At 71.2% G+C, this 25,285-nt stretch carries 30 protein-coding genes and 3 tRNA genes; 24 read left to right on the forward strand and 9 right to left on the reverse strand.

The window, feature by feature from the left end:
- Positions 1-4 precede the first annotated feature (4 nt).
- Positions 5-985 carry a formimidoylglutamase gene (gene hutG / locus ACVWWH_RS05840; RefSeq protein ID WP_457315957.1) on the reverse strand — a complete coding sequence of 327 codons (981 nt, stop codon included), beginning with the start codon at positions 983-985 and terminating at the stop codon, positions 5-7.
- A gap of 162 nt (positions 986-1,147) precedes the next feature.
- Here hutG and ACVWWH_RS05845 point away from each other — a divergent pair, with 162 nt between their 5' ends.
- The 3 genes from ACVWWH_RS05845 to ACVWWH_RS05855 are packed head-to-tail and all read left to right on the forward strand — an operon-like array spanning position 1,148 to position 4,411.
- Entirely contained in the window at positions 1,148-3,262 is a 2,115-nt protein-coding gene (locus ACVWWH_RS05845) for an elongation factor G-like protein EF-G2 (RefSeq protein WP_141305571.1), read from the forward strand.
- A 40-nt stretch (positions 3,263-3,302) separates the two neighbouring features.
- Positions 3,303-3,626 (forward strand): PadR family transcriptional regulator, encoded by a 324-nt coding sequence (locus tag ACVWWH_RS05850; protein WP_066494686.1) that lies wholly within the window; start codon positions 3,303-3,305, stop codon positions 3,624-3,626.
- Complete coding sequence (locus tag ACVWWH_RS05855) at positions 3,623-4,411, forward strand: permease prefix domain 1-containing protein (protein WP_066494688.1); 789 nt, start codon at positions 3,623-3,625, stop codon at positions 4,409-4,411. The genes ACVWWH_RS05850 and ACVWWH_RS05855 overlap by 4 nt, the downstream gene beginning before the upstream one ends.
- Here the strand turns inward: ACVWWH_RS05855 and ACVWWH_RS05860 are convergent.
- Both ACVWWH_RS05860 and ACVWWH_RS05865 read right to left on the reverse strand, forming a co-directional pair.
- Positions 4,389-4,955 (reverse strand): NADPH-dependent FMN reductase, encoded by a 567-nt coding sequence (locus tag ACVWWH_RS05860; protein WP_066494692.1) that lies wholly within the window; start codon positions 4,953-4,955, stop codon positions 4,389-4,391. The two genes, ACVWWH_RS05855 and ACVWWH_RS05860, sit on opposite strands and share 23 nt — an antisense overlap.
- 110 nt (positions 4,956-5,065) lie before the next feature.
- Positions 5,066-6,499, reverse strand: coding sequence for an NCS2 family permease (locus ACVWWH_RS05865; RefSeq protein WP_066494694.1), 1,434 nt, complete (start codon positions 6,497-6,499; stop codon positions 5,066-5,068).
- 124 nt (positions 6,500-6,623) lie between these two features.
- Here ACVWWH_RS05865 and ACVWWH_RS05870 point away from each other — a divergent pair, with 124 nt between their 5' ends.
- Complete coding sequence (locus ACVWWH_RS05870) at positions 6,624-7,271, forward strand: copper resistance CopC family protein (RefSeq protein WP_066494695.1); 648 nt, start codon at positions 6,624-6,626, stop codon at positions 7,269-7,271.
- Positions 7,272-7,281: 10 nt separating this feature from the next.
- On the opposite strand, the gene ACVWWH_RS05875 is transcribed toward ACVWWH_RS05870, so the two are convergent.
- Positions 7,282-7,911, reverse strand: coding sequence for an FAD-dependent monooxygenase family protein (locus ACVWWH_RS05875; RefSeq protein ID WP_229710701.1), 630 nt, complete (start codon positions 7,909-7,911; stop codon positions 7,282-7,284).
- Positions 7,912-8,181: 270 nt separating this feature from the next.
- Here ACVWWH_RS05875 and ACVWWH_RS05880 point away from each other — a divergent pair, with 270 nt between their 5' ends.
- Complete coding sequence (locus ACVWWH_RS05880; protein ID WP_066494697.1) at positions 8,182-9,222, forward strand: universal stress protein; 1,041 nt, start codon at positions 8,182-8,184, stop codon at positions 9,220-9,222.
- Positions 9,223-9,461: 239 nt separating this feature from the next.
- Here the strand turns inward: ACVWWH_RS05880 and ACVWWH_RS05885 are convergent, their stop codons facing one another.
- On the reverse strand, positions 9,462-9,836 hold the full coding sequence (locus ACVWWH_RS05885) for a metallopeptidase family protein (RefSeq protein ID WP_457315958.1): 375 nt from the start codon (positions 9,834-9,836) through the stop codon (positions 9,462-9,464).
- Between the two features lie 63 nt (positions 9,837-9,899).
- Between ACVWWH_RS05885 and ACVWWH_RS05890 the strand changes: the two genes are divergently transcribed.
- From ACVWWH_RS05890 to ACVWWH_RS05905, 4 genes are all read left to right on the forward strand, one after another.
- Positions 9,900-9,972 (forward strand) — tRNA-Glu (locus ACVWWH_RS05890).
- Positions 9,973-10,054: 82 nt separating this feature from the next.
- A tRNA-Asp gene (locus ACVWWH_RS05895) sits at positions 10,055-10,128 on the forward strand.
- Between the two features lie 50 nt (positions 10,129-10,178).
- Positions 10,179-10,251, forward strand: a tRNA-Phe gene (locus tag ACVWWH_RS05900).
- Between the two features lie 133 nt (positions 10,252-10,384).
- Positions 10,385-10,834 carry an SRPBCC family protein gene (locus ACVWWH_RS05905; RefSeq protein ID WP_457315959.1) on the forward strand — a complete coding sequence of 150 codons (450 nt, stop codon included), beginning with the start codon at positions 10,385-10,387 and terminating at the stop codon, positions 10,832-10,834.
- A gap of 18 nt (positions 10,835-10,852) precedes the next feature.
- Here ACVWWH_RS05905 and ACVWWH_RS05910 read toward each other — a convergent pair whose 3' ends face one another.
- The gene (locus tag ACVWWH_RS05910) at positions 10,853-12,271 is read right to left on the reverse strand and encodes an MFS transporter (RefSeq protein WP_457315960.1); all 1,419 of its coding nucleotides are present in this window, start codon (positions 12,269-12,271) and stop codon (positions 10,853-10,855) included.
- Between the two features lie 121 nt (positions 12,272-12,392).
- On the opposite strand from ACVWWH_RS05910, the gene ACVWWH_RS05915 reads away from it, so the two are divergent.
- From ACVWWH_RS05915 to ACVWWH_RS05985, 15 genes are all read left to right on the forward strand, one after another.
- Positions 12,393-12,941, forward strand: coding sequence for a TetR/AcrR family transcriptional regulator (locus ACVWWH_RS05915; protein ID WP_066494701.1), 549 nt, complete (start codon positions 12,393-12,395; stop codon positions 12,939-12,941).
- An 80-nt stretch (positions 12,942-13,021) separates the two neighbouring features.
- Entirely contained in the window at positions 13,022-13,456 is a 435-nt protein-coding gene (locus ACVWWH_RS05920; protein ID WP_066494702.1) for an Asp23/Gls24 family envelope stress response protein, read from the forward strand.
- A complete protein-coding gene (locus tag ACVWWH_RS05925; RefSeq protein WP_066494703.1) occupies positions 13,453-13,644 on the forward strand; it encodes a hypothetical protein in 192 nt (63 codons plus the stop codon). Before ACVWWH_RS05920 ends, ACVWWH_RS05925 begins: the two co-directional genes overlap by 4 nt.
- An 86-nt stretch (positions 13,645-13,730) precedes the next feature.
- Positions 13,731-14,081, forward strand: coding sequence for a hypothetical protein (locus ACVWWH_RS05930; protein ID WP_371326642.1), 351 nt, complete (start codon positions 13,731-13,733; stop codon positions 14,079-14,081).
- The gene (locus tag ACVWWH_RS05935; RefSeq protein WP_457315961.1) at positions 14,074-14,703 is read left to right on the forward strand and encodes a DUF6286 domain-containing protein; all 630 of its coding nucleotides are present in this window, start codon (positions 14,074-14,076) and stop codon (positions 14,701-14,703) included. The genes ACVWWH_RS05930 and ACVWWH_RS05935 overlap by 8 nt, the downstream gene beginning before the upstream one ends.
- A complete protein-coding gene (locus tag ACVWWH_RS05940; protein ID WP_066494707.1) occupies positions 14,700-15,344 on the forward strand; it encodes a hypothetical protein in 645 nt (214 codons plus the stop codon). The genes ACVWWH_RS05935 and ACVWWH_RS05940 overlap by 4 nt, the downstream gene beginning before the upstream one ends.
- A 122-nt stretch (positions 15,345-15,466) precedes the next feature.
- Positions 15,467-15,748, forward strand: coding sequence for a hypothetical protein (locus ACVWWH_RS05945; protein WP_457315962.1), 282 nt, complete (start codon positions 15,467-15,469; stop codon positions 15,746-15,748).
- Positions 15,749-15,977: 229 nt separating this feature from the next.
- Positions 15,978-17,270: an ABC transporter substrate-binding protein gene (locus tag ACVWWH_RS05950; protein ID WP_371326643.1), complete on the forward strand. Its 1,293-nt coding sequence runs from the start codon at positions 15,978-15,980 to the stop codon at positions 17,268-17,270.
- Between the two features lie 91 nt (positions 17,271-17,361).
- The gene (locus tag ACVWWH_RS05955; protein WP_066494709.1) at positions 17,362-18,366 is read left to right on the forward strand and encodes a carbohydrate ABC transporter permease; all 1,005 of its coding nucleotides are present in this window, start codon (positions 17,362-17,364) and stop codon (positions 18,364-18,366) included.
- A gap of 1 nt (position 18,367) precedes the next feature.
- On the forward strand, positions 18,368-19,249 hold the full coding sequence (locus tag ACVWWH_RS05960) for a carbohydrate ABC transporter permease (protein WP_066494711.1): 882 nt from the start codon (positions 18,368-18,370) through the stop codon (positions 19,247-19,249).
- A gap of 17 nt (positions 19,250-19,266) precedes the next feature.
- Complete coding sequence (locus tag ACVWWH_RS05965) at positions 19,267-19,521, forward strand: hypothetical protein (RefSeq protein WP_066494713.1); 255 nt, start codon at positions 19,267-19,269, stop codon at positions 19,519-19,521.
- A 38-nt stretch (positions 19,522-19,559) separates the two neighbouring features.
- On the forward strand, positions 19,560-20,582 hold the full coding sequence (locus tag ACVWWH_RS05970) for a LacI family DNA-binding transcriptional regulator (protein ID WP_066494714.1): 1,023 nt from the start codon (positions 19,560-19,562) through the stop codon (positions 20,580-20,582).
- A 71-nt stretch (positions 20,583-20,653) separates the two neighbouring features.
- Entirely contained in the window at positions 20,654-21,574 is a 921-nt protein-coding gene (locus ACVWWH_RS05975; protein WP_457315963.1) for a hypothetical protein, read from the forward strand.
- A 29-nt stretch (positions 21,575-21,603) separates the two neighbouring features.
- Positions 21,604-22,050 carry a phage holin family protein gene (locus ACVWWH_RS05980; RefSeq protein WP_066501839.1) on the forward strand — a complete coding sequence of 149 codons (447 nt, stop codon included), beginning with the start codon at positions 21,604-21,606 and terminating at the stop codon, positions 22,048-22,050.
- Positions 22,047-22,631, forward strand: a complete 585-nt coding sequence (locus ACVWWH_RS05985) for a DUF3618 domain-containing protein (protein ID WP_457315964.1) — start codon at positions 22,047-22,049, stop codon at positions 22,629-22,631. Before ACVWWH_RS05980 ends, ACVWWH_RS05985 begins: the two co-directional genes overlap by 4 nt.
- Before the next feature lie 28 nt (positions 22,632-22,659).
- On the opposite strand, the gene ACVWWH_RS05990 is transcribed toward ACVWWH_RS05985, so the two are convergent.
- The 3 genes from ACVWWH_RS05990 to nadE form a co-directional block, all read right to left on the reverse strand.
- Positions 22,660-23,493 carry a hypothetical protein gene (locus ACVWWH_RS05990; protein WP_066494723.1) on the reverse strand — a complete coding sequence of 278 codons (834 nt, stop codon included), beginning with the start codon at positions 23,491-23,493 and terminating at the stop codon, positions 22,660-22,662.
- A gap of 40 nt (positions 23,494-23,533) precedes the next feature.
- Positions 23,534-24,346, reverse strand: coding sequence for an exodeoxyribonuclease III (locus tag ACVWWH_RS05995; protein WP_457315965.1), 813 nt, complete (start codon positions 24,344-24,346; stop codon positions 23,534-23,536).
- Between the two features lie 78 nt (positions 24,347-24,424).
- On the reverse strand, positions 24,425-25,270 hold the full coding sequence (nadE, locus tag ACVWWH_RS06000) for an ammonia-dependent NAD(+) synthetase (protein WP_457315966.1): 846 nt from the start codon (positions 25,268-25,270) through the stop codon (positions 24,425-24,427).
- Positions 25,271-25,285: the final 15 nt, after the last annotated feature.

The raw sequence follows: 25,285 nt of genomic DNA on the forward strand, positions 1-25,285 counted from the left end.
TGCATCACCCGAGGAGGGTGTCCACGAGCCGCGCCGCGACCCGCGCGGTGCGCCCGTCGACGTCGAAGGCGGGGTTCAGCTCGGCGATGTCGGCGTGGAGCAGCTTCCCGCTCGCGGCGATCCGGCGCACGACGGCGATGATCACCTCGAGCGGGACGCCCACCGCTGCGGGGGCGGACACCCCCGGGGCCACCGGGGCAGGCAGCACGTCGAGGTCGATCGTGAGGTAGAGCGCGTCCAGGTCGGCGAGGAAGTCCTCGACGAACGACTCCGCGGTCTCCCGCGTCGTGTACTCGTCCAGCAGGTAGCGCACGCGCAGCTCGTCGGCCCGCTCGAACAGCGCGCGGGTGTTGTTCGGCGTGGAGATCCCCAGCACCGCGTACTGCAGCTCGCGGCCCTCGGCGGCCTCGGCCCGGGCCATCTGGAGGAACGGCGTCCCCGAGGTCGCCCGGTCCTCGCTGCGCAGGTCGAAGTGCGCGTCGAGGTTGAGGACCCCGACCCGGGCCCCGCCGGTGCGCTCCGACTCGGTCAGGCCGAGATAGCTCGCATAGGCCGTCTCGTGGCCCCCGCCGAGCCCCACCGTGAGCGCGCCGGCGTCCAGCGCCGCGGCGAGCGCGGACCCGAAGCGCTCCTGGCCGCCCTCGAGGTCGCCGGGGACCTCGTCCCTGCCGGTGGCCACCGCCACGTCCCCCGCGTCGAACACCTCGCGGTCCAGATGGAAGGCGAGCGGGCCGAGGGCCGCGCGGATCGCCCCCGGCCCCTCGGCGGCACCGAGCCGGCCCTTGTTGCGGCGCACGCCTTCCTCCGAGCGGAAGCCGAGCAGCACGGCGGGGCGGGACCGCTCGCCGTCGTGCGCTGCGACCGCCGCGGAGAGCGCCTCGGGCGAGTAGGGCCGCACGGCCTGCCACCAGCGGCGGTGCTCCGCGGAGTCGCCGTCGTTGCGGCCGGACCAGGGCACGCGCGGGATGTCCAGGGGTTCGCTCATCCTCCCAGCACACCGCATCGGACCGGACCCGCGCCAGTGCCCGCCGCCCTTCATGTCCGGGCCTCCGGATTCGGTGCCGACGGCCACTCGCCTCAGGGCCGCACCGGGGGCAGGATAGGGGACACCATACGGCCGGCTGGGGAGCAGGAGCAGGAGGAACTCATGTCGGGCAGAGGGACCAACGGGGCCGCGAAGGCTCCCGTCTCCGCGGACCGTCCGGAGCTGATCCGGAATGTGGTGCTCGTGGGCCACTCGGGCGCGGGGAAGACCACGCTCCTCGAGGCGATCCTCGCCTCGGCCGGGGCGATCGCGCGCCGGGGCACCATCGCGGACGGCACCACAGTGGGGGACTCGGACCCTGCCGCCGTGCACCAGCAGCGGTCCGTGGCGCTGTCGCTCGCTCCGGTCATGGCGGACGAGACCAAGGTCAACCTCCTGGACACCCCCGGATACGCCGACTTCGTGGGCGAGCTCCGCGCGGGGCTGAGGGCCGCCGATGCCGCCCTGTTCGTCGTCTCGGCCGCCGAGGAGGTCGACGCCGCGACCGTCGCCCTGTGGGACGAGTGCGAGCGCGTCGGGATGCCGCGCGCGGTGGTAATCAGCAAGCTCGACCACCCCCGCGCGGACTACGCCGCCGCCCTCGCCCGGTGCCAGGGAGCCTTCGGCGAGTCGGTGCTCCCGCTCTACGTCCCCATGGGGCCCGGCGGCGCGCCGAGCGGCCTGCTCGGCCTGCTCACGCGAACCGTCTCGGACTACCCGGACGAGGCGGCGCCTCCGGGCACGCAGCCCGAGCTGCGCCCCGGCACCGCCGAGGAGATCGCCGGCTGGGACGGGGAGCGCGGGGCCCTCATCGAGGGCATCATCGCCGAGAGCGAGGACGAGACCCTCATGGACCGTTACCTCGGCGGGGAGGACATCGGCCTGGACACGATCATCGGCGACCTCGAGAAGGCCGTGGCCCGCGGCTCGTTCTTCCCTGTGGTGCCCGCCTCGGCCCCCACTGGCCTCGGGACGGCGGAGATCCTGGAGCTGGTCCGGCGCGGCTTCCCGTCCCCTGCCGAGCACGCCGTTCCCCCCGTCACGGACCTCGACGGCACGCCGGTCAAGGGTCTGCGCTGCGATCCGGACGGGCCGGTCGTGGGCGAGGTCGTGCGGACCACCGTGGATCCGTTCCTGGGCCGTGTCTGCCTCGTGCGGCTCTTCTCCGGCACACTGCGCGAGGACACGCCCGTCCACGTCGCCGGGCACGGCCTGGCCGAGCGCGGGCACCCGGACCACGACGCCGACGAGCGGCTCGGGCACCTCTACACCCCGTTCGGCGCGACGCTGCAGTCCGCCCCCTACGCGGTGGCGGGCGACCTCTGCGCGGTCGCGCGGCTGGGGGCCGAGACGGGGGACACCGTCTCGGCGCGCGAGCGGCCCCTCCTGGTCGCGCCGTGGGAGATGCCGGAGCCGCTCATGCCCGTGGCCGTCGAGGCCGCCTCACACGGCGACGAGGACGCGCTCGCCAAGAGCCTCGCGAAGGTCGCCGCCGGGGACCCCACCCTGCGGGTGGAGCGCAACCCGGAGACCCATCAGCTCGTGCTGTGGTGCATGGGGGAGGCGCACGCGGAGGTGGTGCTGGACCGGCTGCGCGACCAGGGGGTCAAGCTGCAGACGGTCGACGTCGTCACGCCCCTGCGCGAGACGTTCGCCGCCGCCGCGGCCGGCCACGGCCGCCACGTCAAGCAGTCAGGGGGCCATGGCCAGTACGCGATCTGCGACATCGAGGTCGAGCCCCTCGGGCGCGGCTCCGGCTTCGAGTTCGTGGACCGGATCGTGGGCGGCGCCATCCCGAGGCCGTTCGTCGAGTCCGTGGAGAAGGGTGTGCGGGCGCAGATGGCCAAGGGCGTGGCGGAGGGCTTCCCCGTGGTGGACATCCGGGTGACGCTCGTGGGCGGCAAGACGCACAGCGTGGACTCGTCCGACGCCGCGTTCCAGGCCGCCGGGGCGCTCGCGCTGCGCGAGGCCGCCGCCTCCGCACGGATCCAGCTGCTCGAGCCGGTCTCGGCCGTGACCATCAGCGTCCCGGCCGACTACGTCGGCGCGGTCATGAGCGACCTCTCCTCACGGCGGGGCCGGCTCACCGGGACCACCTCCGCAGGGGAGACGACCGAGATCAGCGCCGAGGTGCCTGACGCGGAGCTGCTGCGCTACGCCGTCGAGCTGCGCGGGCTCACCGCCGGCACGGGGACGTTCCGGCGCGAGTACCTCCGCCACGACCCCGTGCCGCACTGACCCTTGCAGGGCGGTCCCCGTGACCCTAGATTGTCTAGGTATGGGACGCAGCGGCGTGAACGGACAGCTTGACCTCCTCCTCCTCGCTTCGCTCGGCGCGGGCGAAGCGCACGGATATGCGCTGATTGCGCGCATCCACCAGCGCAGCGGCGCGCAGTTCGAGCTCCAGGAGGGTTCGGTCTACCCGGCGCTCCACAAGCTCGAGGCGGCCGGATGGGCGGCGAGCCGCTGGGCCGACGCCGCTCCGGCGCGCCGCCGGGTCTACTCCCTCACCGCGGCGGGCCGCGCGGAACTCGAGCGCAGGACCCGGGAATGGGACGGATTCGCCTCGGGCGTGCGCGGCGTCCTCGGAGCAGCGCAGTGAATCCGCGGCCGGAGGATGCGGGCGCCATCGACGCCTACCTCGATGAACTCTTCGCCGCGGCACGGGACTCCGAGCCCGCCGCCGCCCGCCGGCTGCTCGCCGAGGCGGAGTCGCACCTGCGCGAGTCGGCCGGCCGCCTCATGGCCCAGGGCCTGAGTCCCGAGGACGCCGAGGCGGAGGCCGTGCGCCGCTTCGGGCCGGTGGGGGCCGCGACCTCGGCGCTCCGGACGCCGCTGCGCTCCCTCGGCCGACTGCCGCTGCGCGCCCTCATGCGGCCCGCTGTGGGGCTGGCGGCCATCGGAGCGATCGCCGTGGGCCTCAGCGGCATTCTCTCCGAGGTCTTCGGACGGCTGTGGGGCGCGGGATTCGTCTCCGGCGATCTGCCCGGAGTCGCCTACACCGCCGCGCGCTGCGCCGTCCTGCAGGCGCCGTATCCCGGTCTCGACTGCGCCCAGGCGGCCGCCGAACACCACTGGGGCGAGGTCGTCGAGGGCCGGGTGTTCCTCGGTGCTGTCGGCCTCGTGCTCCTGGCCCTGTGGAGGATCCTGCCCCAGGATGTGCCCCTCCCGGCGGGGGTCGTCCCTGCGCTCGGCGCCGCGGCCTTCCTGCTGGCATCCGCGGCGACAGGCCTGGCCGCTGGAACGGCCGCCGTCCAGGGCGGCCAGGGGGTCGGCGCGTGGCTCAGCGCCACGAGCGTTGCACTTCCGCTCGGGATCGCCTTGGGGATCCTGGCCCTGGCCGGCCTGCGCCGCCAGGGTGGCCTCAGGCCCGGGGCAGCACGGTGAGGACCCGCTCGACGAACAGCGCGAACTCTTCCATGTAGTGGCGCAGGAACTCCTCCGTGCCCGCGTCGCCCACCTCGCCGTCGTCGCTGAACACGCCGGGCAGGAACTGGATGTACGCCTCCGGGGCGCTCATCTGCGGCGAGTTGCAGAACGAGAGGACGGCCCGCAGGCTCTGCTGGGCGAGGGCCGTCCCGATCTTGCCCGGCGACGCGCCGATGACGGCTGAGGGCTTGTGGTTGAACGAATTGGTGCCCCAGGGGCGGGAGGCCCAGTCGATGGCGTTCTTCAGCGAGCCCGGCATGTCCCGGTTGTACTCGGGCGTGACGAACAGGACGGCGTCCACGCGCTCGATCGCCTCCTTGAGGGCGCGGGCCTCGGGCGGGTAGTTGGCGTCGAGGTCCCGGTTGTAGAGCGGGAGGTCCCTGATGGGGATCTCCTCGAAGGCGAGAGAGTCGGGGGCCAGGCGGATGAGCGCCTTGGACAGCGTGCGGTTGATCGACTTCTGGGACAGGCTGCCGATGAAGTAGCCGACGGTGTAGGCCATCGCGCCAGCGTACGACTGCGCGAGTGCGGACCGGAAGGTCCCGGAGGAGGAAACACCAACGGCGGGCCGGCCCTGAGGAGCCGGCCCGCCGCCGTCGTGCGCGATGTCCGCTAGAAGCCGAGGACCTTCTCCACCGGCCCAATCCCGAAGAAGATGAGGAATGCCGCGGCGACGGCCCACATCAGCGGGTGGATCTCCCTGGCGCGGCCCTGGAAGAGGCGCACGAGCACGTAGGAGATGAAGCCCGCGCCCAGGCCGTTGGCGATCGAGTAGGTGAAGGGCATGAGGCCGATCGTGAGGAACGCCGGGATCGCGATCCCCAGATCGTGCCAGTCGATCCTCGCCACCTGCTGGAACATGAGGAAGCCCACGATCACGAGCGCCGGGGCCACCGCCTCGAACGGGACGAGGTTGATCAGCGGGGTCAGGAACATCGCCAGGATGAGCAGCGCCCCGGTGACCACGGAGGCGAGGCCGGTCCGGGCGCCCTCGCCGATGCCCGCGCCCGACTCGACGAAGATCTGGTTGGAGGAGATCGAGGTGCCGCCGCCGGCGATCGCGCCGAACGCGTCCACGAGGAGCACGCGGTCCACGTTCGGGATCTGGCCGTTCTCGTCCATCGTCCCGGCCTCGCGGGCCAGGCCAACCATGGTGCCCATGGCGTCGAAGAAGATGCTCAGCAGGATCACGAACGCCATGAGGAGGGCGCCGAGCGTGCCCAGGTGCGCGAACGCCCCGAGCGGGTTGGCCTGGCCGAAGAGACTGAGGTCCACGGGGGCGACGCTGCCGAGGCCGGGGACCACGAGGGACCAGCCTGCGGGGTTGGGCGCCTGGCCCGGGGCGACGGACGGGCCGACGTGGAAGACGAGCTCGACGATGTTCGCGAGGATCGTCGCGGCGATGATGCCGATCAGGAGCGCGCCGCGCACCTTCCGGACCATGAGGGCGATCGTGAGGACCAGGCCCACCACGAACACGAGCGTGGGCCAGCCGATGAGCCGGCCCGCATCGCCGAGGCCCAGCGGCACGGTGGTGCCCGCGGCGTCCGGGATGCGGCGCACGAAGCCCGCGTTGACGAGACCGATGAGGGCGATGAAGACGCCGATGCCCACCACGATCGCCGTCTTGAGCCCCTCCGGCACCGCCTTGAACACGGCCGTGCGGAAGCCCGTGAGCACGAGCACGAACATGACCACGCCGGCCACGAGCACGAGGCCCATCATGTCCGGCCACGTGACGTTCGGGTGGGTGGCCACGGTCACGGCCACGAACGCGTTGACGCCCAGCCCCGTGGCGAGCGCGAACGGGTGCTTGGCCCACACGCCCATGAGGATGGTCAGCACCCCGGCCACGAGGGCGGTCATCGCCGCCACGCGGGGGATCCCCAGGTGGTTCCCCGCCGCGTCGGCCCCCGAGAGGATGAGCGGGTTGAGGACCACGATGTAGCTGAGCGCGAAGAACGTCGCGAGGCCGCCTCGGATCTCGCGGGACACCGTCGAGCCGCGCTCGCTGATCTTGAAGTACCGGTCCACTGCCGATGCCATGGGCGCTCCTGATGAAGGGTCAAAGGGTGTGTGGGGTGGGGGCTTGACATCCCGGGCAGCCGGAAGGCCGGGTCAATACTACTCGCCAGTTGTGAGGCCCCCGGCCGAAAAATAGGCTGGTGTGATGCAGATCCTCCGAAGCCTCGGCGTGTCTTCGGCCCGTGCCGCCGCGGCGGCGTCGGCGGCCCTGGCCGCCCTCGCGCTCGTCCTCCTGGCCCCGGCCCCGGCGGTCGCCCACGATGCGCTGGAAGGCTCCGCGCCGGCGTCGGGCGCCACGGTGGCCACGGCTCCCGCGGAGGTGCGGCTGGATTTCGGCGAGGCACCCCTCGGCGTCGGCGCGCAGGTCATGGTGAAGGACCCCGCCGGGACGGACGTCTCGGACGGCGCTCCCGAGGTGGTCGACCGCAGCGTCCACCAGAGGCTCCGCGCCGGCGTCCCGGCCGGCGCCTACACCGTGGTGTGGCGCGTGGTGAGCTCGGACTCGCACCCGATCGAGGGCACCCTCACCTTCACGGTCGCCCGGGGAAGCACGACGCCGGCCTCCGGCGCCGCCGCGTCCGCTGCGCCGGCCACCCCGCCCGGGATCCAGGCCTCCCAGCCGGGTACGCCCCAGACGGCTCCGCCCGCCCCGGCGGCGCAGGCAGAACCGTTCCCGTGGATGATCGCGGTGTTCGCCGTGGTCGCCGTGGGCCTTCTCGCCGCGCTCGGCGTGGGCGCCCGGCGCCGGCTCTCCCGAGGGGACGAGGGGCCGGAGGGCCGCGCCGAGGACTGAGGGCCTGGACTCAGGCGGGCTGGAGGCCGGCGCCGACGCGCGCCGACACCTCGGCGCCCACGTGCTTGGCCTGCAGCAGCACCTCGCGCGTGCTGGGTGCGGCGAGCCCTGTCACCCCCACGAGGTAGAGGCCGATCTGCCCGAGGGCCTCGAGCAGGTGCTCCCCGAGGGAGTAGCCGAGGTCCGCGAGGAAGCGCCGCAGCTGATTGTGGGCGCAGCGGGTGAGGACCACGGCGTCCGCGTACAGGACGCCCGCGTCCGTGCGCACGGCCCACCGCGCCGGGGCATCCGGCTCCGGCGACTCGACGAGCGCGAGGTGACGGGCGGTGAGCTGATGGCGCACGTCGAGGCCGTGGCTCACGGCGTGCTTGCGGAGGTGCCGCAGCACCTCGAGGTACTCCATGGACTCGGCGCTCGAGAGGTCTGCAACCCGCAGGGCGCACGTCGCGGTGGTGGGGGCCGAGCTCTCGAGGCCGTCCACCGTGACCGCGGCCACGGCGTGGCGGGCGAGTTCGGCGGCCACCGCGAGCCCCGACAGGCCCGTCCCGATCACGACGGCACTGGTCGACTCGGCGACGGGGTCCTCGCCCTGGAGTGCCCGGGCCTGCGGGTCCGGCACATCCTCATGGCTCGACGGCATAGGCACGGGGCTGGTCCTCCTGCGGAATGGCACGGTCGGTTGCTGCTCGCGCGGTTCCCCCGACTTGCTTGCAGAACACCACCCCGCATCCGAAAGGATCGTTCCAGAACGGGGTGACGCACTCGACCCTACAGAAAATCGGGGCGCTTCGGTAGACCGTTCCGTGACCTTGCGGAGGGTTCTCAGGATGGCCTTGACCGCCCCTGTGCGACGGGGGACATTGGCCGTGTGGGGCCCGTGTTAGGCTCCCAGCGAGTCGAGGAGGATGCCATGGACGCCCAGCTCCACCCCCAGGACGATGCGGCCGGAGGCGAGCCGGCCGAGGCCGATCTCCCCACCGGGATCGTGGTCGGCGTCGACGGCTCCGAGCACGGCCGGTGCGCCCTCGCGTGGGCTGCCCAGGAGGCCCGGCGGCGTCGGCGGCCCCTCCACGTGGTGACGGCCTACAGCGTTCCCCTCTTCGCGGCCTCGGGCCTGGACGGCGGCTACGCGACCTTCGACGACACCGTGATCCGCGACGGCGCCGAGGCCGTCCTCAAGGAGGCAATCGAGCAGCTCGGCGACGTCGAGGGCCTCGAGGTCACCTCCTCCGTCGAGTCCGGCGACGCGGCCGGAGTGCTCCTCGAGTTCTCCAAGGCGGCGGAGCTCCTCGTGTTCGGCTCCCGCGGGCGCGGCGGCTTCGTCGGCCGGCTCCTCGGTTCCGTCTCGAGCGCCCTCCCGGCCCATGCGCACTGCGCCACCGTGACCGTCCCGCTGCGCTTCGCGGAGCGGATCGGCGGCGTCATCGAGGACCGGCACATCCGCGAGGAGCAGTCCAAAGAGGGGCCGGTGCACGTCGAGGACGTGGTGGCGGTCGGCGTCGACGGGTCCGACCAGGCCCGGGTTGCGGTGCTCATCGCGGCCGAGGAGGCCATGATGCGGGGTGTGCCGCTGCGGGTCGTCTGTGCCGTGCCGCAGTTCAGCGGGAGCCTGGCGTGGGTGCCCGCCCCGGTGGACCGGGAGCAGCTGTTCCAGGACATCCGCGCCCAGCTCAAGGCCGGGACGGCGTGGCTCCAGAGCCACTTCCCCGACCTCGAGGTGCAGACGAGCCTCCTCGACGGCGCCCCCGTGGACGTGCTCGTGGACGTCTCGCACACGGTGGACCTCCTCGTGCTCGGCACGCGGGGCCGCGGCGGCTTCACGGGCATGCTGCTCGGCTCGACGACCGACGGCGTCCTCCACCACGCGAAGGGCCCCGTCATGGTGGTCCCGGACCGTGCCGACGAGCGCCTCGCCGACCGGTCGTCCTTCGGCCCGATGCTCGCCCCCTAACCCCCAACCTCCGTTTCGGGTACGCATCTCGACGGCTTTTTCCCGTTTCGGGTACGAGGCGGCGGAGCTTCCGGCCGCCGTCCGCGCGCACGACGCCGGCTGCTCGCCCAGGCGCCACTCCGAGCGGCAGCCGGGTGGCCGGCGTCGTACCCGGAATGCCCGAGGGGCGACGAGATGCGTACCCGAAACGGAGGGGAAGGCGGCCGGATACCGGGGCAGAGAAGGGTGGCCCTGGTAGGTCAGCCCCAGCCCAGCTCGTGGAGACGGGCGTCGTCGATGCCGAAGTGGTGCGCGAACTCGTGCACCACGGTCACGAGCACCTCGTGGACGACCTCCTCGCGGGTGGAGCACACCTCGAGGATCGGCTCGCGGAAGATCGTGATCCGGTCCGGGAGCGAGCCGGCCGCGTACCACTCGCCCCGCTCGGTGAGCGGTGTCCCCTCATAGAGGCCCAGTAGGACTGTGTCCGGGTCCTCGTGCTCGCCCGGAACGTAGGTGTCCTCGATGAAGACGGCCACGTTGTCCATGTGCTTGGCGACCCTCCGGGGGATCCGGGCGAGGGCGGCGTCCACGGCGGCCTCGAACTCGTCTTCGCCCATCCACGCCGCGCCCATACGGGCAACTCTACTGATTTGTCTGGCCAGAGAGCCGGGCCCTATAGTTTGATGGTCTGGCTGGCCCCCATCGTCTAGTGGCCTAGGACACCGCCCTTTCACGGCGGCGACACGGGTTCGAATCCCGTTGGGGGTACGCAGGATGAGGATTTGGGGTGGCCCCGAAGGGTCTGCTAGGATCTAAGTCTTGTGAGCGGGGAACAAACCCGCGAAAACGAGGCCCTGTAGCGCAGTTGGTTAGCGCGCCGCCCTGTCACGGCGGAGGTCGCGGGTTCAAGTCCCGTCAGGGTCGCTTCGGCGACATGGCCCATGGTCTGTTGCCTTTCGGTGAGAGATCATCGAGGCTCTGTAGCTCAGTTGGTAGAGCGTTCGACTGAAAATCGAAAGGTCACCGGATCGACGCCGGTCGGAGCCACTTCACAACAGAGGCCCCCGCAACTGCGGGGGCCTCTGTTGCTGTGTCCTGCCTGCCCGGCCCCGCGGGTGCAGGGCAGCTGCCGGGCCTTTGGGCAGTGGCCGGGCGCCGGCCGCCGCTCTAGCGTCATTCCATGGGACACATCAAGGTGGGCACTTCCATTGACGCGCCGGTCGGGCGGGTGGTCGAGGTGGCGGCGGATCCGAAGCACTGGGCCTCCTGGTGGGTGAACCTGGGCGAAGCCGAGAAGATCGAGGGGGACGGCGGCGCGGGCACCGTCGTGGAGCACAAGTACCTCATGGCCGGGGTCCCCTTCCACGTCACGACGCGGGTCGCCGAGAGCGGCCCGACCCCGTCTGGCGGCCACCGCATCCGCATCGAGTTCGAGGGCCCCCTCCGCGGATGGCAGGTGTGGGACTACGAGCCGAACGGGGCCGGAACCGAGGTGACGGCGGAGTTCGACTACAACGTGCCCGGAAGCGCCATCGGGAAGTTCGCGGACGAGCTCATCATCGAGCGGATGCAGGAGCGGGCGCGCGAGCAGACGCTCGAGAACCTCAAGCTCCTGGTCGAGGCCGGCTGAGCGTGTCCGCGGCCGCACTCACGCCCGCCGGGCCCTGAGCGACAGCCCCACTGCGGCCACGAGCGCGAGGCCCGAGAGGACGGTGGCGGAGACGAACCCGGCCCGGCCGCCGACGAGGACATCGCCGGGGACCGCGAAGGCCGCGTAGGTCGACGCGACGATGGCAAGGCCCACCGCGCCGCCGAGCTGCTGCATGGTCTGGAACAGCCCCGACGCCGCCCCGGCGTGCTCTGGCTCGACGTTCCGGAGCGCGAGGGTGGTGAGCGGCATGAAGGTCATGCCCGCGGAGATCCCGGTGGCGACCAGTGCGCCCACGACGACGGGGAACGGGGTGTGCGCCCCGACCTGGGTGAGCGGGACGAACCCGACGACGCGGAGCAGGGCGCCGAAGACCACAAGCCGCTCGGCGCCGAAGCGCTCGAGCAGTCTGGGGATGACCCGCGACATGGCGAAGACGCTCAGCGGCATCGGCAGGAAAGCCAGCCCGGTCACGAGCGGGGACAGGCCCAGGACGTCCTCAAGGTACTGGACCATGAGGAAGAACATCGCGAGCATGCCGCCGTACGTCGCCGCCATCGCGGCGAGGGCGCCGACCCGGCTCGGGCTGCGCAGCAGTTCGGGGCGCAGCAGCGGGTGCGCTACGCGGCGCTCGGTGATGGCGAGCCCGACCAGCAGCGCAGCACCCGCGGCCAGGCCGCCGAGCGTCCGGACGTCCGTCCAGCCGTGGTCGGCCGCCTGGAGGAGCGCCCACACGATGGCGACGGCGCCGCCCGTCGCCGTGACGGCGCCGAGCACATCGAAGCGGCCGGACCGGCGCGGGGTCTCAGGGACGAGCCGCGGGACGGCCACGAGGATCAGGGCGCCGATGGGCACATTGATGAAGAGCGTCCACCTCCAGCTGGCTGCGTCGGTGAGGACGCCGCCGAGGATCAGTCCCAGCGCGCCGCCCATGGAGGCGATGGCGGAGAAGAGGGCGAGCGCGCGGTGGCGCGCGCCGTCGTCCTTCGCGGAGGTCGTGACGAGCGCGAGCACGCTCGGTGCGGCGAAGGCGGCGCCGAGGCCCTGGAGGGCTCGGGCCAGAACGAGGAGGAGCGGTGACGTCGCCAGGCCCCCGAGCAGGGAGAAGGCGGTGAAGGCCGCGACACCGATGAGGAAGGTGCGGCGGCGCCCGAACACATCCCCGACCCGTCCTCCCAGCAGGAGGACGCCGCCGAAGGCGAGCGCGTAGGCGTTGAGCACCCAGCTGAGCTGGGCGGGGGAGAAACGGAGGTCGGTGGCGATGTGCGGAAGGGCGACATTCACCACGGTTGCGTCGAGGACGAGCATGAGCTGGGCGAGCATGACGAGCCAGAGGCCGATGCTGGCGGCGCGGCGGGGATGTGCTGCACCCGCGGACTGGGTCGCTGCGGGCGCGCGGACGGCGATGGGTTGCGGCATGGGGAAGTGTCCTGTTCTGGCCGAGGGGCTGACGTACACTAAAGGGGAGAGATCCTCCGGTTAGAACTATACGGAGACACTCTCCGTTTGGCAACCGTGCCCGAGGAAAGGTGTGTAGCCCGTGCGTGCTGACGCCCGCCGCAACCGCGATCGCATCGTCGAGATCGCTCGCGCCCTGTTCAAGGACAAGGGCTTCAGCGGGGTGTCGATGGACGAGGTGGCCAAGGCCGCAGGGGTCGGGGCCGGCACCCTGTACCGGCACTTCCCCACCAAGGAGGCCCTGTACGACGCCGTGCTCGAGGCCTGGACGGACAAGGTGAAGGCCGCCGTGGACCGCGCCCTCGGACTCGACGGCTCCGCGAGGGACAAGCTCGTGAGCTGGTTCGGCGACTACGTCGACCTGCTCAATGGCCACAAGGGCGCGGCCGCGCGCATCACCCTCGCGCTCGGCGACCCCGATTCTCCGTTCGTGGCGAAGTGCACGCGGTACCTCGGTGCCAACCAGCGCGTGATCGACGAGCTGGGGCCCGCCCTGCGCCCCGGGGTGAGCGCCATGGAGATCTCGCGCCTCGTCGGCGCCGTGGCCGCCGTAGCGGACGCGAGCGCGCTCGATCCGGACGAGGTCGGCTCGATGCTCGGCGTCGTCGCGGACGGCCTCGTCGCGGCCTGAAAGCTGTCCCGCGCGGGCCTCGGGCCCAGTGTCGGCGGCGCGTACTAAGGTAGTGCGCAGAGGCGACGAGGGGAGGCCGCATGACCCAGGAACCAGGCGCGGTCGGTGCTGAGTACGGCGCTGCTGTCGGCGCCACCGGACGGACCGTGGTCCATGAGAACGCTGTGGCCAAGGTCGCCGCGGCAGCCGCCCGGTCGGTCCCCGGCATCCATTCCCTCGGGTCCTCGCCCTCCCGCGCCCTCGGAGCGATCCGCGAGGCCGTCGGCCCGGCGCTGAGCGACCATGCCGCCGGCGTCCGCGCCGAGGTCGGCCAGGCGCAGGCGGCCGTGGACGTCACGCTCGTGGCCGAGTACGGGGTCCCGCTGCAGCAGCTCGCCGATCAGGTTCGCGCGGCCGTCTACCGCGCGGTGGAGGGGCTCACCGGGCTGCAGGTGATCGAGGTCAACGTCGAGATCGCCGACGTCTTCATCGGCGAGCCGCGCCAGGGCGCCAAGCCCGGAATCGAGGTGCAGTGAGTCTGGTCGTCGTGGGCATCGGCGCAGGAGCGTTCCTGGCCTTCATGTCCTTCCAGTTCGGTGTGTGGGGCTTCCTCGTCTCACTCCTCTTCATGGCGATCGGCGCGGCGCTGGGGAGGGCCGCCGAGGGGCGGCTCGACCTGCGGCGCGTCTGGGAGGCGCTGCTGGGGCGGCGATCCTCCTCGTGATCCAGATGCCTCTCCCGGGCGGCGGGGCGTCCGTGCCGGCGCCGCCCGCGCGTCCCCCCGGCAGCGCTCACGCCGGCCTCAACCGGGTGAGCACACAGGCCCTGACGAGTCTCGCGCAGGCGGCCGCCGCGGCCGAGCTCGGCATCCGCCCCGGTGACGTCCGGGCGGACTGGTCGGACGACGCCGGCCTGCTGGCTCTGCGGATCGTCGCACCGGTGGCGATTCCGGACCTCTCGGAAGCGGGTGCGCCGGTGGACCTCTCGGCCTGGGGCGGAAGCGTCTGGGAGCGCTGTGCCGCGGCCAAGGGCCGCATCCTCGATTCCGTCGCGCGGCTCAGCGGCACGACCCTCTCGCGCGTGGACATCCGCGTCTCGGGCATGCGGGCGGAGCGGCGGCCCGCGGTCCTCGGCCGCTCCGTGGGGGTCCCGCATGGCTGAGCGCCGCGCCGCCAGGGCTGAGGGCACCGCAGCGCCGTCGCCAGGCGGCGGCCATGGGCTCGAGTCCGCGGTCCGGCGCGAGACGAGCTCATCGCGGGCGTACGTGTCCGGCCTCGTTGCCCTCGTCGTGGCGGCCGTCTGCGCGTACGGCCTCCTCGAGTCCACGCTGCAGGCCGTGGGCCAGCCCGCGTGGCTCATCGATCCCGAGTCGGCGGCCCGCGCTGTTGCCGGGCTCCCTGCTGGGGCCAACCGCGGGCTCCTCGGGCTCGCCGGAGCGGTGCTCGCGATGGTCGGCCTCATCCTCATCGTCGTCGCGGTGCGGCCGGGGCGCCGGGGGCGCCGCTCGCTGCCCGGCGGTCGGATCGCCGTCGTCGTCGACGACGAGGTGCTGGCCTCCGCGCTGGCGCGGCGCGCCCGGGCGGCCGCCGTGGTCCGGCCCGAACAGGTGAACGTGGTCATGACCGAGCGCGAGGCGATCGTCAACGTCCGCCCCACCTCGGGGATCCCCGTGCGGGCCGAGGACGTGCTCGCTGCGACCGAGGACGAGCTCGCCCGGCTGCGCCCGGAGCCATACCTCCAGCTGCGGGTACGGGTCGAGGGGGCAGGGGTGGTCGGCGCATGAACGGCACACCGAGGGCCCTCAACCGCGTCCTCATCTTCCTCTTCGGCCTCGTCCTGCTCGCCCTCGGGGCCCTGCTCGTGCTGCTGGCCGCCGTGCCCCCGGTGGCGTCCTGGTGGCACAGCTGGGCGCCGCCTGCCGCGGAGTCTGCGGGGACCGTCTTCACGGGGTCACGCGTGCCGGGGACCACGGTCTCCTGGCTCTGGCTCCTGCTCACCGTGGCCGCCGTCGTCGTCATCCTCCTCATGGTGTGGTGGGTCGCCCAGCAGGGGAAAGGGCGCAGCGACCTGGTCGCCGCGACCGGCCCCGACGGCGGCGCCGGGCCCGAGGGGGAGTTCGCCCCCGGCGAGGCTCGGGGCCGCGTGAGCATCGCCGCCGCCGCAGTGGAGCAGGCGGTGCGGGGAGCGCTCGCGCCGCGCAAGGACGTCCTGGGCAGCAGCGTGGTGGCCGTGGACTTCGAGGGCCGCACGGCCCTGCGCATCCGGCTCGTCGCGCGCCAGAGCGCGGACCCCGCCGCGATCGCCGAGGACGTCGAGGGCCTCGTGGACCGCCTCCGGCAGGTGGTCGGTGTCTCCGTCCCCGTGCTCCTGCACATCACCTCGGGCGCGCGCACCCGATTCAGCCGAGCCGAACGCGTCCGCTAGCGCCGCCCGAGCCGACTGAGGGGCTGCTTGAATCCCCGCAGCGCCACCGCCTAGCGTGAGGCGCGGGGGCGCATCCTCGCCCACGCCGAACTGGCCGGCACGGCCTCGACAGGAGGAAGCAGATGAGCGGGAACGGAACCGAGGGAGCGAAGGACGGCATCGAGGCCGCGGTCGAGAAGGGCAAGGAGTTCGCGACGGACGCGGTCGAGAAGGGCAAGGAGTTCGCGACGGACGCGGTCGAGAAGGGCAAGGAGTTCGCGACGGACGCGACGGAGAACGTGAAGGAGTTCTTCTCCGGCGATGTCGGCCAGCACGCCAAGGACCTGGCCGAGGGCGTCAGCGGGAGCGTCAAGGATTTCGGCTCGAAGATCGCCGGCATCTTCACGGGAGACAAGGCCGAGTAGGCCAGCCGGCCCCCGGGCCGTGCGGGGGCGCTCTCTGGTTCAGCCAGGGGGCGCCCCCGCTGCGCGTCCCACCAGCCCCTTGCGTCCCGCTGGTGCGGCAGGTCACGGGGAGGAAACGATCTGCGTAAGCGCTTGCACAAATCCTTGCATCGCCCCTAGTGTGAGGTCCACCACAAATCACTGGGGCGGCGGAGCGTGAGCGCTGCCTCGACCGACACAGGAGTCGAGCATGAGAATCCGAACCTTCTCCAGATATGCCTCTCCTCTGGCCGCGGCAAGCGTACTGGTGCTGGCCCTCTCGGCCTGCAGCGGCGGATCCAGCGGGGGCGGGGGAAGCACCGGCGGCGGGGATGCAGCCAACAACCTCGACGGGCGCGGCCCGATCACCTACGTCCAGGGCAAGGACAACTCGAACGTCGTCCGTCCGCTCATCGACAAGTGGAACGCGGCCCACCCGGACCAGAAGGTCACCTTCAAGGAGCAGTCCGACCAGGCCGACCAGCAGCACGACGACCTCGTGCAGCACTTCCAGGCCAAGGACCAGAACTACGACGTCGTCGATGTCGACGTGGTCTGGACGGCCGAGTTCGCTGCGAAGGGCTGGCTCCAGCCCCTCAAGGACAAGATGGCCATCGACACCACGGGAATGCTCCCGGCGACGGTGAAGACCGCCACCTACAACGGCACCCTCTACGCGACGCCGCAGTCGTCCGACGGTGGCCTGCTGTACTACCGCAAGGACCTCGTGCCGAACCCGCCGAAGACGTGGGACGAGATGATGAGCATGTGCTCCATCGCGAAGCAGAACAACATCGGCTGCTACGCCGGCCAGTTCGCCCAGTATGAGGGCCTCACGGTCAACACGGCCGAGGCGATCAACTCGTTCGGCGGCAAGATCGTGGACGACTCCGGGAAGGCCGTGGTCAACTCGCCCGAGGCCAAGACGGGGCTCAGCAAGCTCGTCGACGCCTACAAGAACGGCAACATCCCCCAGGACGCCATCACGTACCAGGAGGAGCAGGGCCGCACGGCGTTCGAGAACGGCAAGCTGATGTTCCTGCGCAACTGGCCGTACGTCTACAACCTGGCCAAGACCGACGGCTCCTCGATGGTCAAGGACAAGTTCGGCATCGCCCCGCTGCCTGGCCAGAACGGCCCCGGCGCGTCCTCGCTGGGCGGCCACAACGCGGCGATCAGCGTCTACTCGCAGCACAAGGCGACGGCGCTGGACTTCCTTAAGTTCATCGCGAGCTCGGACACGCAGAAGTTCTACGCGACCCAGGGATCCCTGGCGCCGGTGCTCTCGTCCCTCTACACGGACCCGCAGCTGACGGCGAAGCTGCCGTACCTGCCGACCCTCCTGACCTCGATCCAGAACGCCGTGCCGCGCCCCGTCACGCCGTACTACCCGGGCGTCACGAAGGCCATCCAGGACAACGCCTACGCGGCACTGAAGGGGTCCAAGTCGGTTGACCAGGCCCTGACCGACATGCAGTCCGCCATCACCGCGGCGAGCCAGTAGCCGCTGCGGGGCGGGTGGTCCGGCGCCCTGCGGCGCCGGACCGCCCGCCCCCTTCCCAGAGCCGGCACAGTCCTCACAGAGGAGTCACACCATGTCCACTCAGGTCCCGCCCCGGGCCGCCAGCGAGGCGGCAACGCGCGAGCCGCACCACACCCCGGGCAAGGAGAGCGCCGACCGCAGGCAGATCACCCAGGGCCGCTCGGCCTCGATCCTGCTCCTGCCGACGATCATCCTGCTCGCGGTCGTCATCGTCTACCCGGTGGTCAACGCGATCATCATGTCCTTCCAGAAGGACGCCGGGCTGGTCAACGGCTTCTTCGTCCAAGGCGGGGCGGCCGGGTTCGACAACTACACCCACTGGCTCGCGCAGCAGTGCAACGGCCAGTCGTGCCCCCCGGGCACCCTCGGGTCCCAGTTCTGGAACGCGTTCGGGACCACCTTCTTCTTCGCAATCGTCACCGTGGCGCTCGAGACCGTCCTCGGCTTCTGGATGGCGATCATCATGGCGCGGACGTTCCGCGGGCGCAGCGCGGTCCGCGCGGCCGTCCTCGTCCCGTGGGCCATCCCCACGGCCGTGACCGCCAAGCTCTGGTTCTTCATCTTCGCGGTCGACGGCATCGCCAACAGCCTCTTCGGCACCCACATCCTCTGGACGGGGTCCGAGTGGCCCGCGAAGTGGGCGATCATCATCTCCGACGTCTGGAAGACCACGCCGTTCATGGCACTGCTGATCCTCGCCGGCCTGCAGCTCATCCCGGACGAGGTGTACGAGGCGGCAAAGGTCGACGGCGCGTCGACGTGGCAGCGCTTCACCCAGATCACGCTTCCGCTCGTCAAGCCGGCCCTCATGGTCGCCATCCTCTTCCGCATGCTCGATGCGCTCCGGATGTTCGACCTGCCCTACATCATGACCCAGGGCGGCAACAACACCACCACCCTCTCGATCCTCGTCGTCGACCAGATCAGACAGGGGTTCAACAGCGCCGCCGCGCTCTCGACCATCACGTTCCTCGTGATCTTCATCGTGGCCTTCATCTTTGTCCGCTTCCTCGGCGCGAACGCCGTGGGCGCGGCCACCTCCGCGGGAAAGAAGTGACATGGCAGCCACCGCAACCCTTCCCCGGACCGCAGCAGCCCCAGCGCCGCGCAAGCGTTTCGTCTGGCGTTCGGTCCGGACCTACATTTCGGCCGCGATCATCCTCCTCTGGTGCCTCGCCCCGTTCTACTGGATGGTCGTCACGGCGTTCCGCGACGTGGGGTACACGTTCGATCCGACGTTCTTCTTCACCCACGTCACCTTCGACAACTTCAAGACCGTGTTCGACACGAGCCTGGGGAACCACTTCGCCCAGAACCTGCTCAACAGCTTCATCGTCGCGGGCGTCACGACGGTCGTGGCCCTTGTGGTCGGCGTCTTCGCCGCCTATGCGCTGGCCCGGCTCAACTTCCGGTTCAAGTTCGCCGTGATGGGCTTCATCCTGGGGGCGTCGATGTTCCCAGGCGTCGCGCTCGTGACGCCGCTGTTCCAGCTCTTCACCAACATCGGCTGGATGGGCACCTACCAGGCTCTCATCATCCCGGACATCTCGTTCACACTCCCGCTCACGGTGTACACACTGACCTCGTTCTTCCGCGAGATGCCGTGGGAACTCGAGGAGGCCGCGCGCATCGACGGGTGCACCCAGGGCGAGGCGTTCCGGAAGGTGATCCTGCCGCTCGCCGCGCCCGCGACGTTCACGACGGCGATCCTCGCCTTCATCGGGGCATGGAACGAGTTCCTCATCGCCAGCCAGCTGTCCTCCGACGCGACCAAGACGGTGACAGTGGCGATCGCCTCGTTCGCCGGCTCGCAGCCGCACGTAGAACCGTACACCGCCGTCATGGCGGCCGGCACCATCGTCACGATCCCGCTGGTGATCCTGGTGCTCGTGTTCCAGCGCAAGATTGTGGCGGGGCTCACCGCCGGTGCGGTCAAGTGATCGATCACCATGATCCGATGTCCATGGGTGGGGCGGCGTACCGCCGCTCCACCCCGCACAGGAAGGCCGTGATCGAGCAGTTTGAGATCTTCATCGGCTTCCTGGCCTTCTGGGGCCTGATCCTCCTCGTCGTGACCGTGTGGCTCGAGGTCACCGGCCAGCCCGCGCTCGGCTGGGCGCTCGGCCTGCTCGCCGTCCTGCTCGCGATCGCGGGCCTGTGGAAGCTGCGGCGCAGGGTGCTCCGCGGCGAGAAGGACGAGTTCAAGGGCTGATACTGGGCCGCCGCGGCGGCCTTCCCCGGGGAGGGAACATGGTAGGGATCGACGACGTCGCTGCCGCCGCGGGGGTGTCGACGGCGACGGTCTCGCGCGCCATCCGAGGTCTGCCGCGGGTCTCGCCGGACACCCGTGCCAGGATTCTCGCGACAGCCAAGGAACTGGGCTACGTGCCGTCCTCGGCCGCGTCACGGCTCGCGAGCGGCAAGACGCGCACCATCGGGGTGCTGGCCCCCTACGTGGACCGGTGGTTCTTCGGGAAGGCGATCGCCGGCGTCGACCAGGAACTGCACGGACGCGGGTACAACCTCTCCCTGTTCAATCTCGGGGGACGTTCCTCCCCGCGCGAGCGGCTCTTCAGCAAGGCCATGGTGCACAAGCAGATCGACGCGCTCCTGCTCCTGTGCATGTTCCTCCGCCCCGAGGAGATCGAGGACCTGCATGCGATCGACATGCCCCTCGTGGTGGTCGGCGGCCCGGTGCCCGGGTGCTCGAACGTGGGGATCGACGACTACCGCGCGGCGCGTTCCATCACTGAGCACCTCATCAACCTCGGCCACCGGCACATCGCACTCCTGCACGGGCAGGACGACTCGGACCTGAACTTCTCCGTGCCGCAGATCCGCGTCGAAGGGTTCAACGACGCCGTCCACGCGGCGGGGCTCGAGCTCCACCCCGACGCCTCCTTCTACGGCAACTTCACGGTCGCGAGCGGCGTCGAGGCCCTGCACCGTTTCGTGGCGCTGCCCGAGCCCCGGCCCACGGCAATCGTCTGTGCGTCCGACGAGATGGCCCTTGGCGTGCTCTTCGAAGCGCGGCGCCTGGGCCTGCGCGTGCCCGAGGACCTCTCGGTGGTGGGGATCGACGGCCACGAGATGGGGGCTTCGGCCGGCCTCACCACGGTGTGGCAGGATCCTCGGGCCCAGGCCCGCCGCGGGACCCAGATGCTGCTCGCCGAGCTCGGTGGCGAGACGGGCGCGGTCCACAGCGAAGTGGCCGAGCAGCGGCTCATCGTCCGGGAGTCGACCGCGCCGCCGTCGTCCGCGCCTTTCGTGTGAATTTCCGGGGATCGGGTATTCGACCATGCGTCAGGTACTCGACCTAGTGAAGATCGCGAAAGGAAAAGACCATGAGCGAATCTCTGTCTGGATATCCCGGAGGACCGGAGCAGTCACCATCCACCACGGACGCGGTGAAGGGCGAGGCCCAGGGGGTTGCGGGCGACGCGGCCTCCTCCTCTGGAGCCGTGGGAGGCGTGGCCAAGCAGGAGGCCACGAACGTTGCCCACGAAGCGAAGTACCAGGCGAAGGACCTCTACCACCAGGGGCGCCAGGAACTCATGGAGCAGGCGGCCAGCCAGCAGTCGAGGGCTGCCGAGGGGCTGCGCTCCATCCACCGCGAGCTGCACTCCATGGCCTCCAACAGCGAAGGATCCGGGGTCGGGACCGACCTCGTGCGCCAGGCGGCAACCCGCGCAGGATCCTTCGCGGACTGGCTCGACGCGAGGGACCCGGGCTCCCTCCTGGAGGAGGTCAAGGGCTACGCACGGCGCAAGCCCGGTGCCTTCCTCGCCATCGCGGCGGGGGCAGGCCTGCTGGCGGGGCGCCTTTCGCGCTCGCTCGCGGCGAACGCGTCCGACGGCGGGGCCCAGGCACCGTCGCGGTCCGCCCAGGTTCCGGCCCAGCCCACGCAGGCGCCGTCCCAGCCGGCTGCGCCCACTGCGGCGTACCCGACAGGTGAAGGCTTCCCGACCGACGGCAGCTACGCCGCCGGAGCGGGCGCCGGTGCCGGTGCCGGTGCCGGATCGGTGTACCCGCCTGTTGGCGCGTACCCCGAGGAGACGGGCTATGGAGCAGGAGCAGGCTACGGACAGGGCCTTGCGGGCGCCGGCGAGGGATACCCCGAGGAGACCGGCTACGCCGAGCAGGCAGCGGGTGCGGTGGGCAACCCCGACTATGCCGCCGGGCCCGAAGAGGTCGACGAGTACACGGGTCGGCACGCCTCCGGCCTCATGGAGCCGCGCGACCCGCAGCGGGGTGAGCTGCCGTGAGCCACAGTCCCGGGTACGAAACCTCCCCGGTGGCCGGGGGACCGGGCTACGCCCCGGGAGCCGGCGCCACACCGCCCGCCGAGGAGAAGGCCGCGACGAATTCGCTGGGCGATCTCGTCAAGGACGTCGCGGGTGACCTCTCGACCCTCGTGCGCCAGGAGCTCGAGCTGGCGAAGGCCGAGGCGCGGGAGACCGCGACCCGCGCGGGCAAGGGTGCAGGGATGTACGGCGGTGCCGGAATCGCCGGCCACTTCGTGCTGCTCTTCCTCTCCCTCGCCCTGTGGTGGGCCCTGGGGTACTACCTCGTCGGTCTCGGCTGGTCGGCCGTGATCGTCGCCGTGCTCTGGGGCATCGTGGCCGCCATCCTGGCGGTCCGGGCCAAGAAGGAGCTGCAGGCTGCCAAGGGCCTGCCGCGCACCGCGGAAACCGTCAAGAAGATTCCTGAGTCGCTCAAGCCGAGTGAGGAGCCACGATGAGCCAGAACCCCGAAGAAGTCAGGCAGAACATCGAGCAGACGCGCGCGCGGCTGGGCTATGACGTGGACGCCGTGGCCGACAAGGTCACCCCGTCCCACATAGCGCACCGCCAGACCGAGAAGATCAAAGGGGCGATGACGGACATGAAGGACAGGGTCATGGGAACCGCCGAGGACGCAAGGGCCTCGACCAGGGACACGGTCCACGGGGCGGGCGACACCGTGGGGCACGCGCAGGAGGGCGTGGTCCGCAAGACGCGCGGGAACCCCCTCGCCGCAGGGCTCATCGCCTTCGGCGCCGGCCTGCTCGTCTCCTCGCTCATCCCGGCCAGCGAGAAGGAGCAGGAGCTCGCCGACACCCTCAAGGACAAGGCACAGCCGCTCACTGAGCAGGTCACGGGCGCCGCGCGCGAGGTGGCCGACCACCTCAAGGCGCCGGCCCAAGAAGCCGTGGCCTCGGTGAAGGGCACCGCTGCCGACGGCGCGCAGAACGTGAAGGAGGAGGCGCAGACCCAGGGCGACTCCATGCAGGGCCGCGTCCAGGAGGCCCGCCAGAACGTGAGCGACGCCAGCGGCAGCTGACGGGCGCCCACCGGTCTTCCAGTTGGCCTCAGGAAGCGCGGGCCAGCTGGCGGATCGGGATCCACCGGGAGGCGAGGCGCCGGTAGGCGGCAGCGGCGCCCGTCATGTCCCCTTCGGCCAGGCACTCGATGCCGAGGAGGACATCCGTCGGAGAATCATCGGGGAAGACCCTGTCTGCCACGCTCCCGTAGTCGAGCTCGACCATCGAATCGGGGCTGAACTCCTCGAGCCACTCGGTGAGGGTCGTGAGTTCGTCCAGCAGATTCATCTCGGGCGCGGCGAGGGCGAGATTGGCGACCGCGAAGCGCGCCCGGCTGATCGCCTTGGCCCACGTGGCGGTGATCCGCACGGTCGCCACATGGTCGTCCTCCTCGACGACGTCGGTCGGGTCCCCTTCATGGAACAGCACGAACCAGCTGAACGGGATGCCCCAGAGCGACTCTCGCGTATTGATCCGGGGTGTCCCGGGCTCTTCGGCAAGCCGGTCCACCCGCTCCTGGTGCCGGGCGCGCGCCGTCTCGGGAAGCAGGACGGACGCGAGGGGAGCGGGCGCCGTCGTCAGCACCGACTCGGCGGCGAGCCCGGAGCGCAGGACGAGCTGGGACGGGCAGTAGACCGTCTTCCCATCCGCCGTGATGCTCCGGGTGAACTCTGCGCGGCCGTCCGGGAAAGGGTCGCCCGACTGGCGGGCGATGCGGCGCAGCGCGTCCTCGGCCTCGGCCCGGTCGAGCTCGTTCCGCCCCTGCTCCGAGAGCCCGCGTCTGATCCTCTCCTGCTCCTCGGCAGTGAAGGCGGAGAGGGGTTCGTACACGCGCAGCTGGGAGGCGAGAGGGCGCCCCGCGCGGACGCGCCGCGCGCTCATCCCGTTCCGCTCTTGGCGCGTGCGGGCGCGCATGCCGCGGTCACGAGGGGTCCGCCAGGTCCACGACGACGGGCGCGTGGTCGGAAGCGCCCTTCCCCTTGCGCTCCTCGCGGTCGATCATGGCGCCCGTGACGCGCGAGGCGAGGGCCGGCGAGCCGAGGACGAAGTCGATCCGCATGCCCTCCTTCCGGGGGAAGCGCAGCTGGGTGTAGTCCCAGTACGTGTACACGCCGGGCCCAGGGGTGAACGGCCGCACCACGTCGGTGTACCCCGAGGCCTCGAACGCCCGGAAGGCGTCCCGCTCGGGCTCGCTGACATGCGTGAGCCCCTGCGTGCGGAACAGGTCGATGTCCCACACGTCCTCGTCCTTCGGAGCGATGTTCCAGTCCCCGACGAGGGCGATCTGCGCCTCGGGATCCTGCGCGAGCCACTCGGCGGCGTGGCCCTGGAGCACCTTCAGCCACTGGAGCTTGTAGGGCATGTGCTCATCGTCGAGGGCGCGACCGTTGGGGATGTAGAGGCTCCAGATCCGCACCCCGGCGCACGTGGCCGCGATGGCCCGCGCCTCCTGGGCCGCGTTCTCGCCGTTCTTCCCGAACGAGGGCTGGTCAGGGAAGGTCCGCTCGACGTCGGTCAGCCCCACGCGGGAGGCGATCGCGACGCCGTTCCACTGGCTCACCCCGAAGTGCGCGACCTCGTAGCCGTTGCGCTCGAAGAGCTCCCACGGGAAGTTCTCGTCCTTGCACTTGGTCTCCTGGATCGCGAGCACGTCGACGTCGCTGCGCAGGAGCCAGTTCTCGACGCGGTCGGCGCGGGCACGGAGGGAGTTGACGTTCCAGGTAGCAAGCTTCACGCCGCCCACGCTATCAACCGCACAGCGAGTCGGCACCGTGGGGTGCCGACTCGCTGCCGGCTCGCAGGGCGGAGGGCGCTACTTGGACCAGCTCGCGGCCCCTTCGTGCCACCAGGAGTCGAACAGTGTCACGGGGGTGGCGCGCTTGTGGCGGGTGATGAGGTACCGGCGCTCGATGGATTCGGCGACCTCGTCCGAGACGTCCCGACCCTCGAGGTAGTCATCGATGTCGTTGTAGGTGATGCCGAGCTCGTGCTCGTCCGTGCGCCCCGGCTGGAGATCGAGGAGGTCGGCCGTGGGAATCTTCTGCCACACCTGCTCCGGCGCGCCGAGGTGCTGAAGGAGCGCACGGTTCTGGCGCTTGTCGAGCCCGAACAGCGGAAGGATGTCCGCCCCTCCGTCTCCGTACTTGGTGAAGAAGCCGGTCACCGACTCGGCGCCGTGGTCCGTGCCGATCACCAGGAGGTTCCGCTCGCCGGCGATCATGTACTGGGCCGTCATGCGGGCACGGGCCTTGGTGTTGCCGCGGACGAAGTCGCTCAGCTCGCCGCCGGAGGACCGCTCGTACTCCGCCTCGAAGCCGTCGACGGCCTCCTTGATGTTGAATGTCAGGGTCGACTTCGGCCGGATGAAGCCGAGGGCGGCCTGGGCGTCGTCCTCGTCATGCTGGACGCCGTGCGGCAGGCGGACGGCGACGAAGTCCGCCTCGACCCCCTCCTCCGCGAGCGACTCGACCGCGAGCTGGGCCAACCGTCCCGCGAGCGACGAGTCCAGGCCGCCGCTGATCCCGAGGACGAAGCCCCGGGAGCCGGTGGCCCGCAGGTAGTCTTTGAGGAAGGCGACGCGCGCCTCGACCTCCTCCGCGGGGTCGACCTCGGGCTTGACGCCCATCTCCTCGATGATCTTCGCCTGGAGTTCGCGCATGGGGATAGCGTACTG

The organism is Sinomonas sp. RB5, from assembly GCF_054063535.1.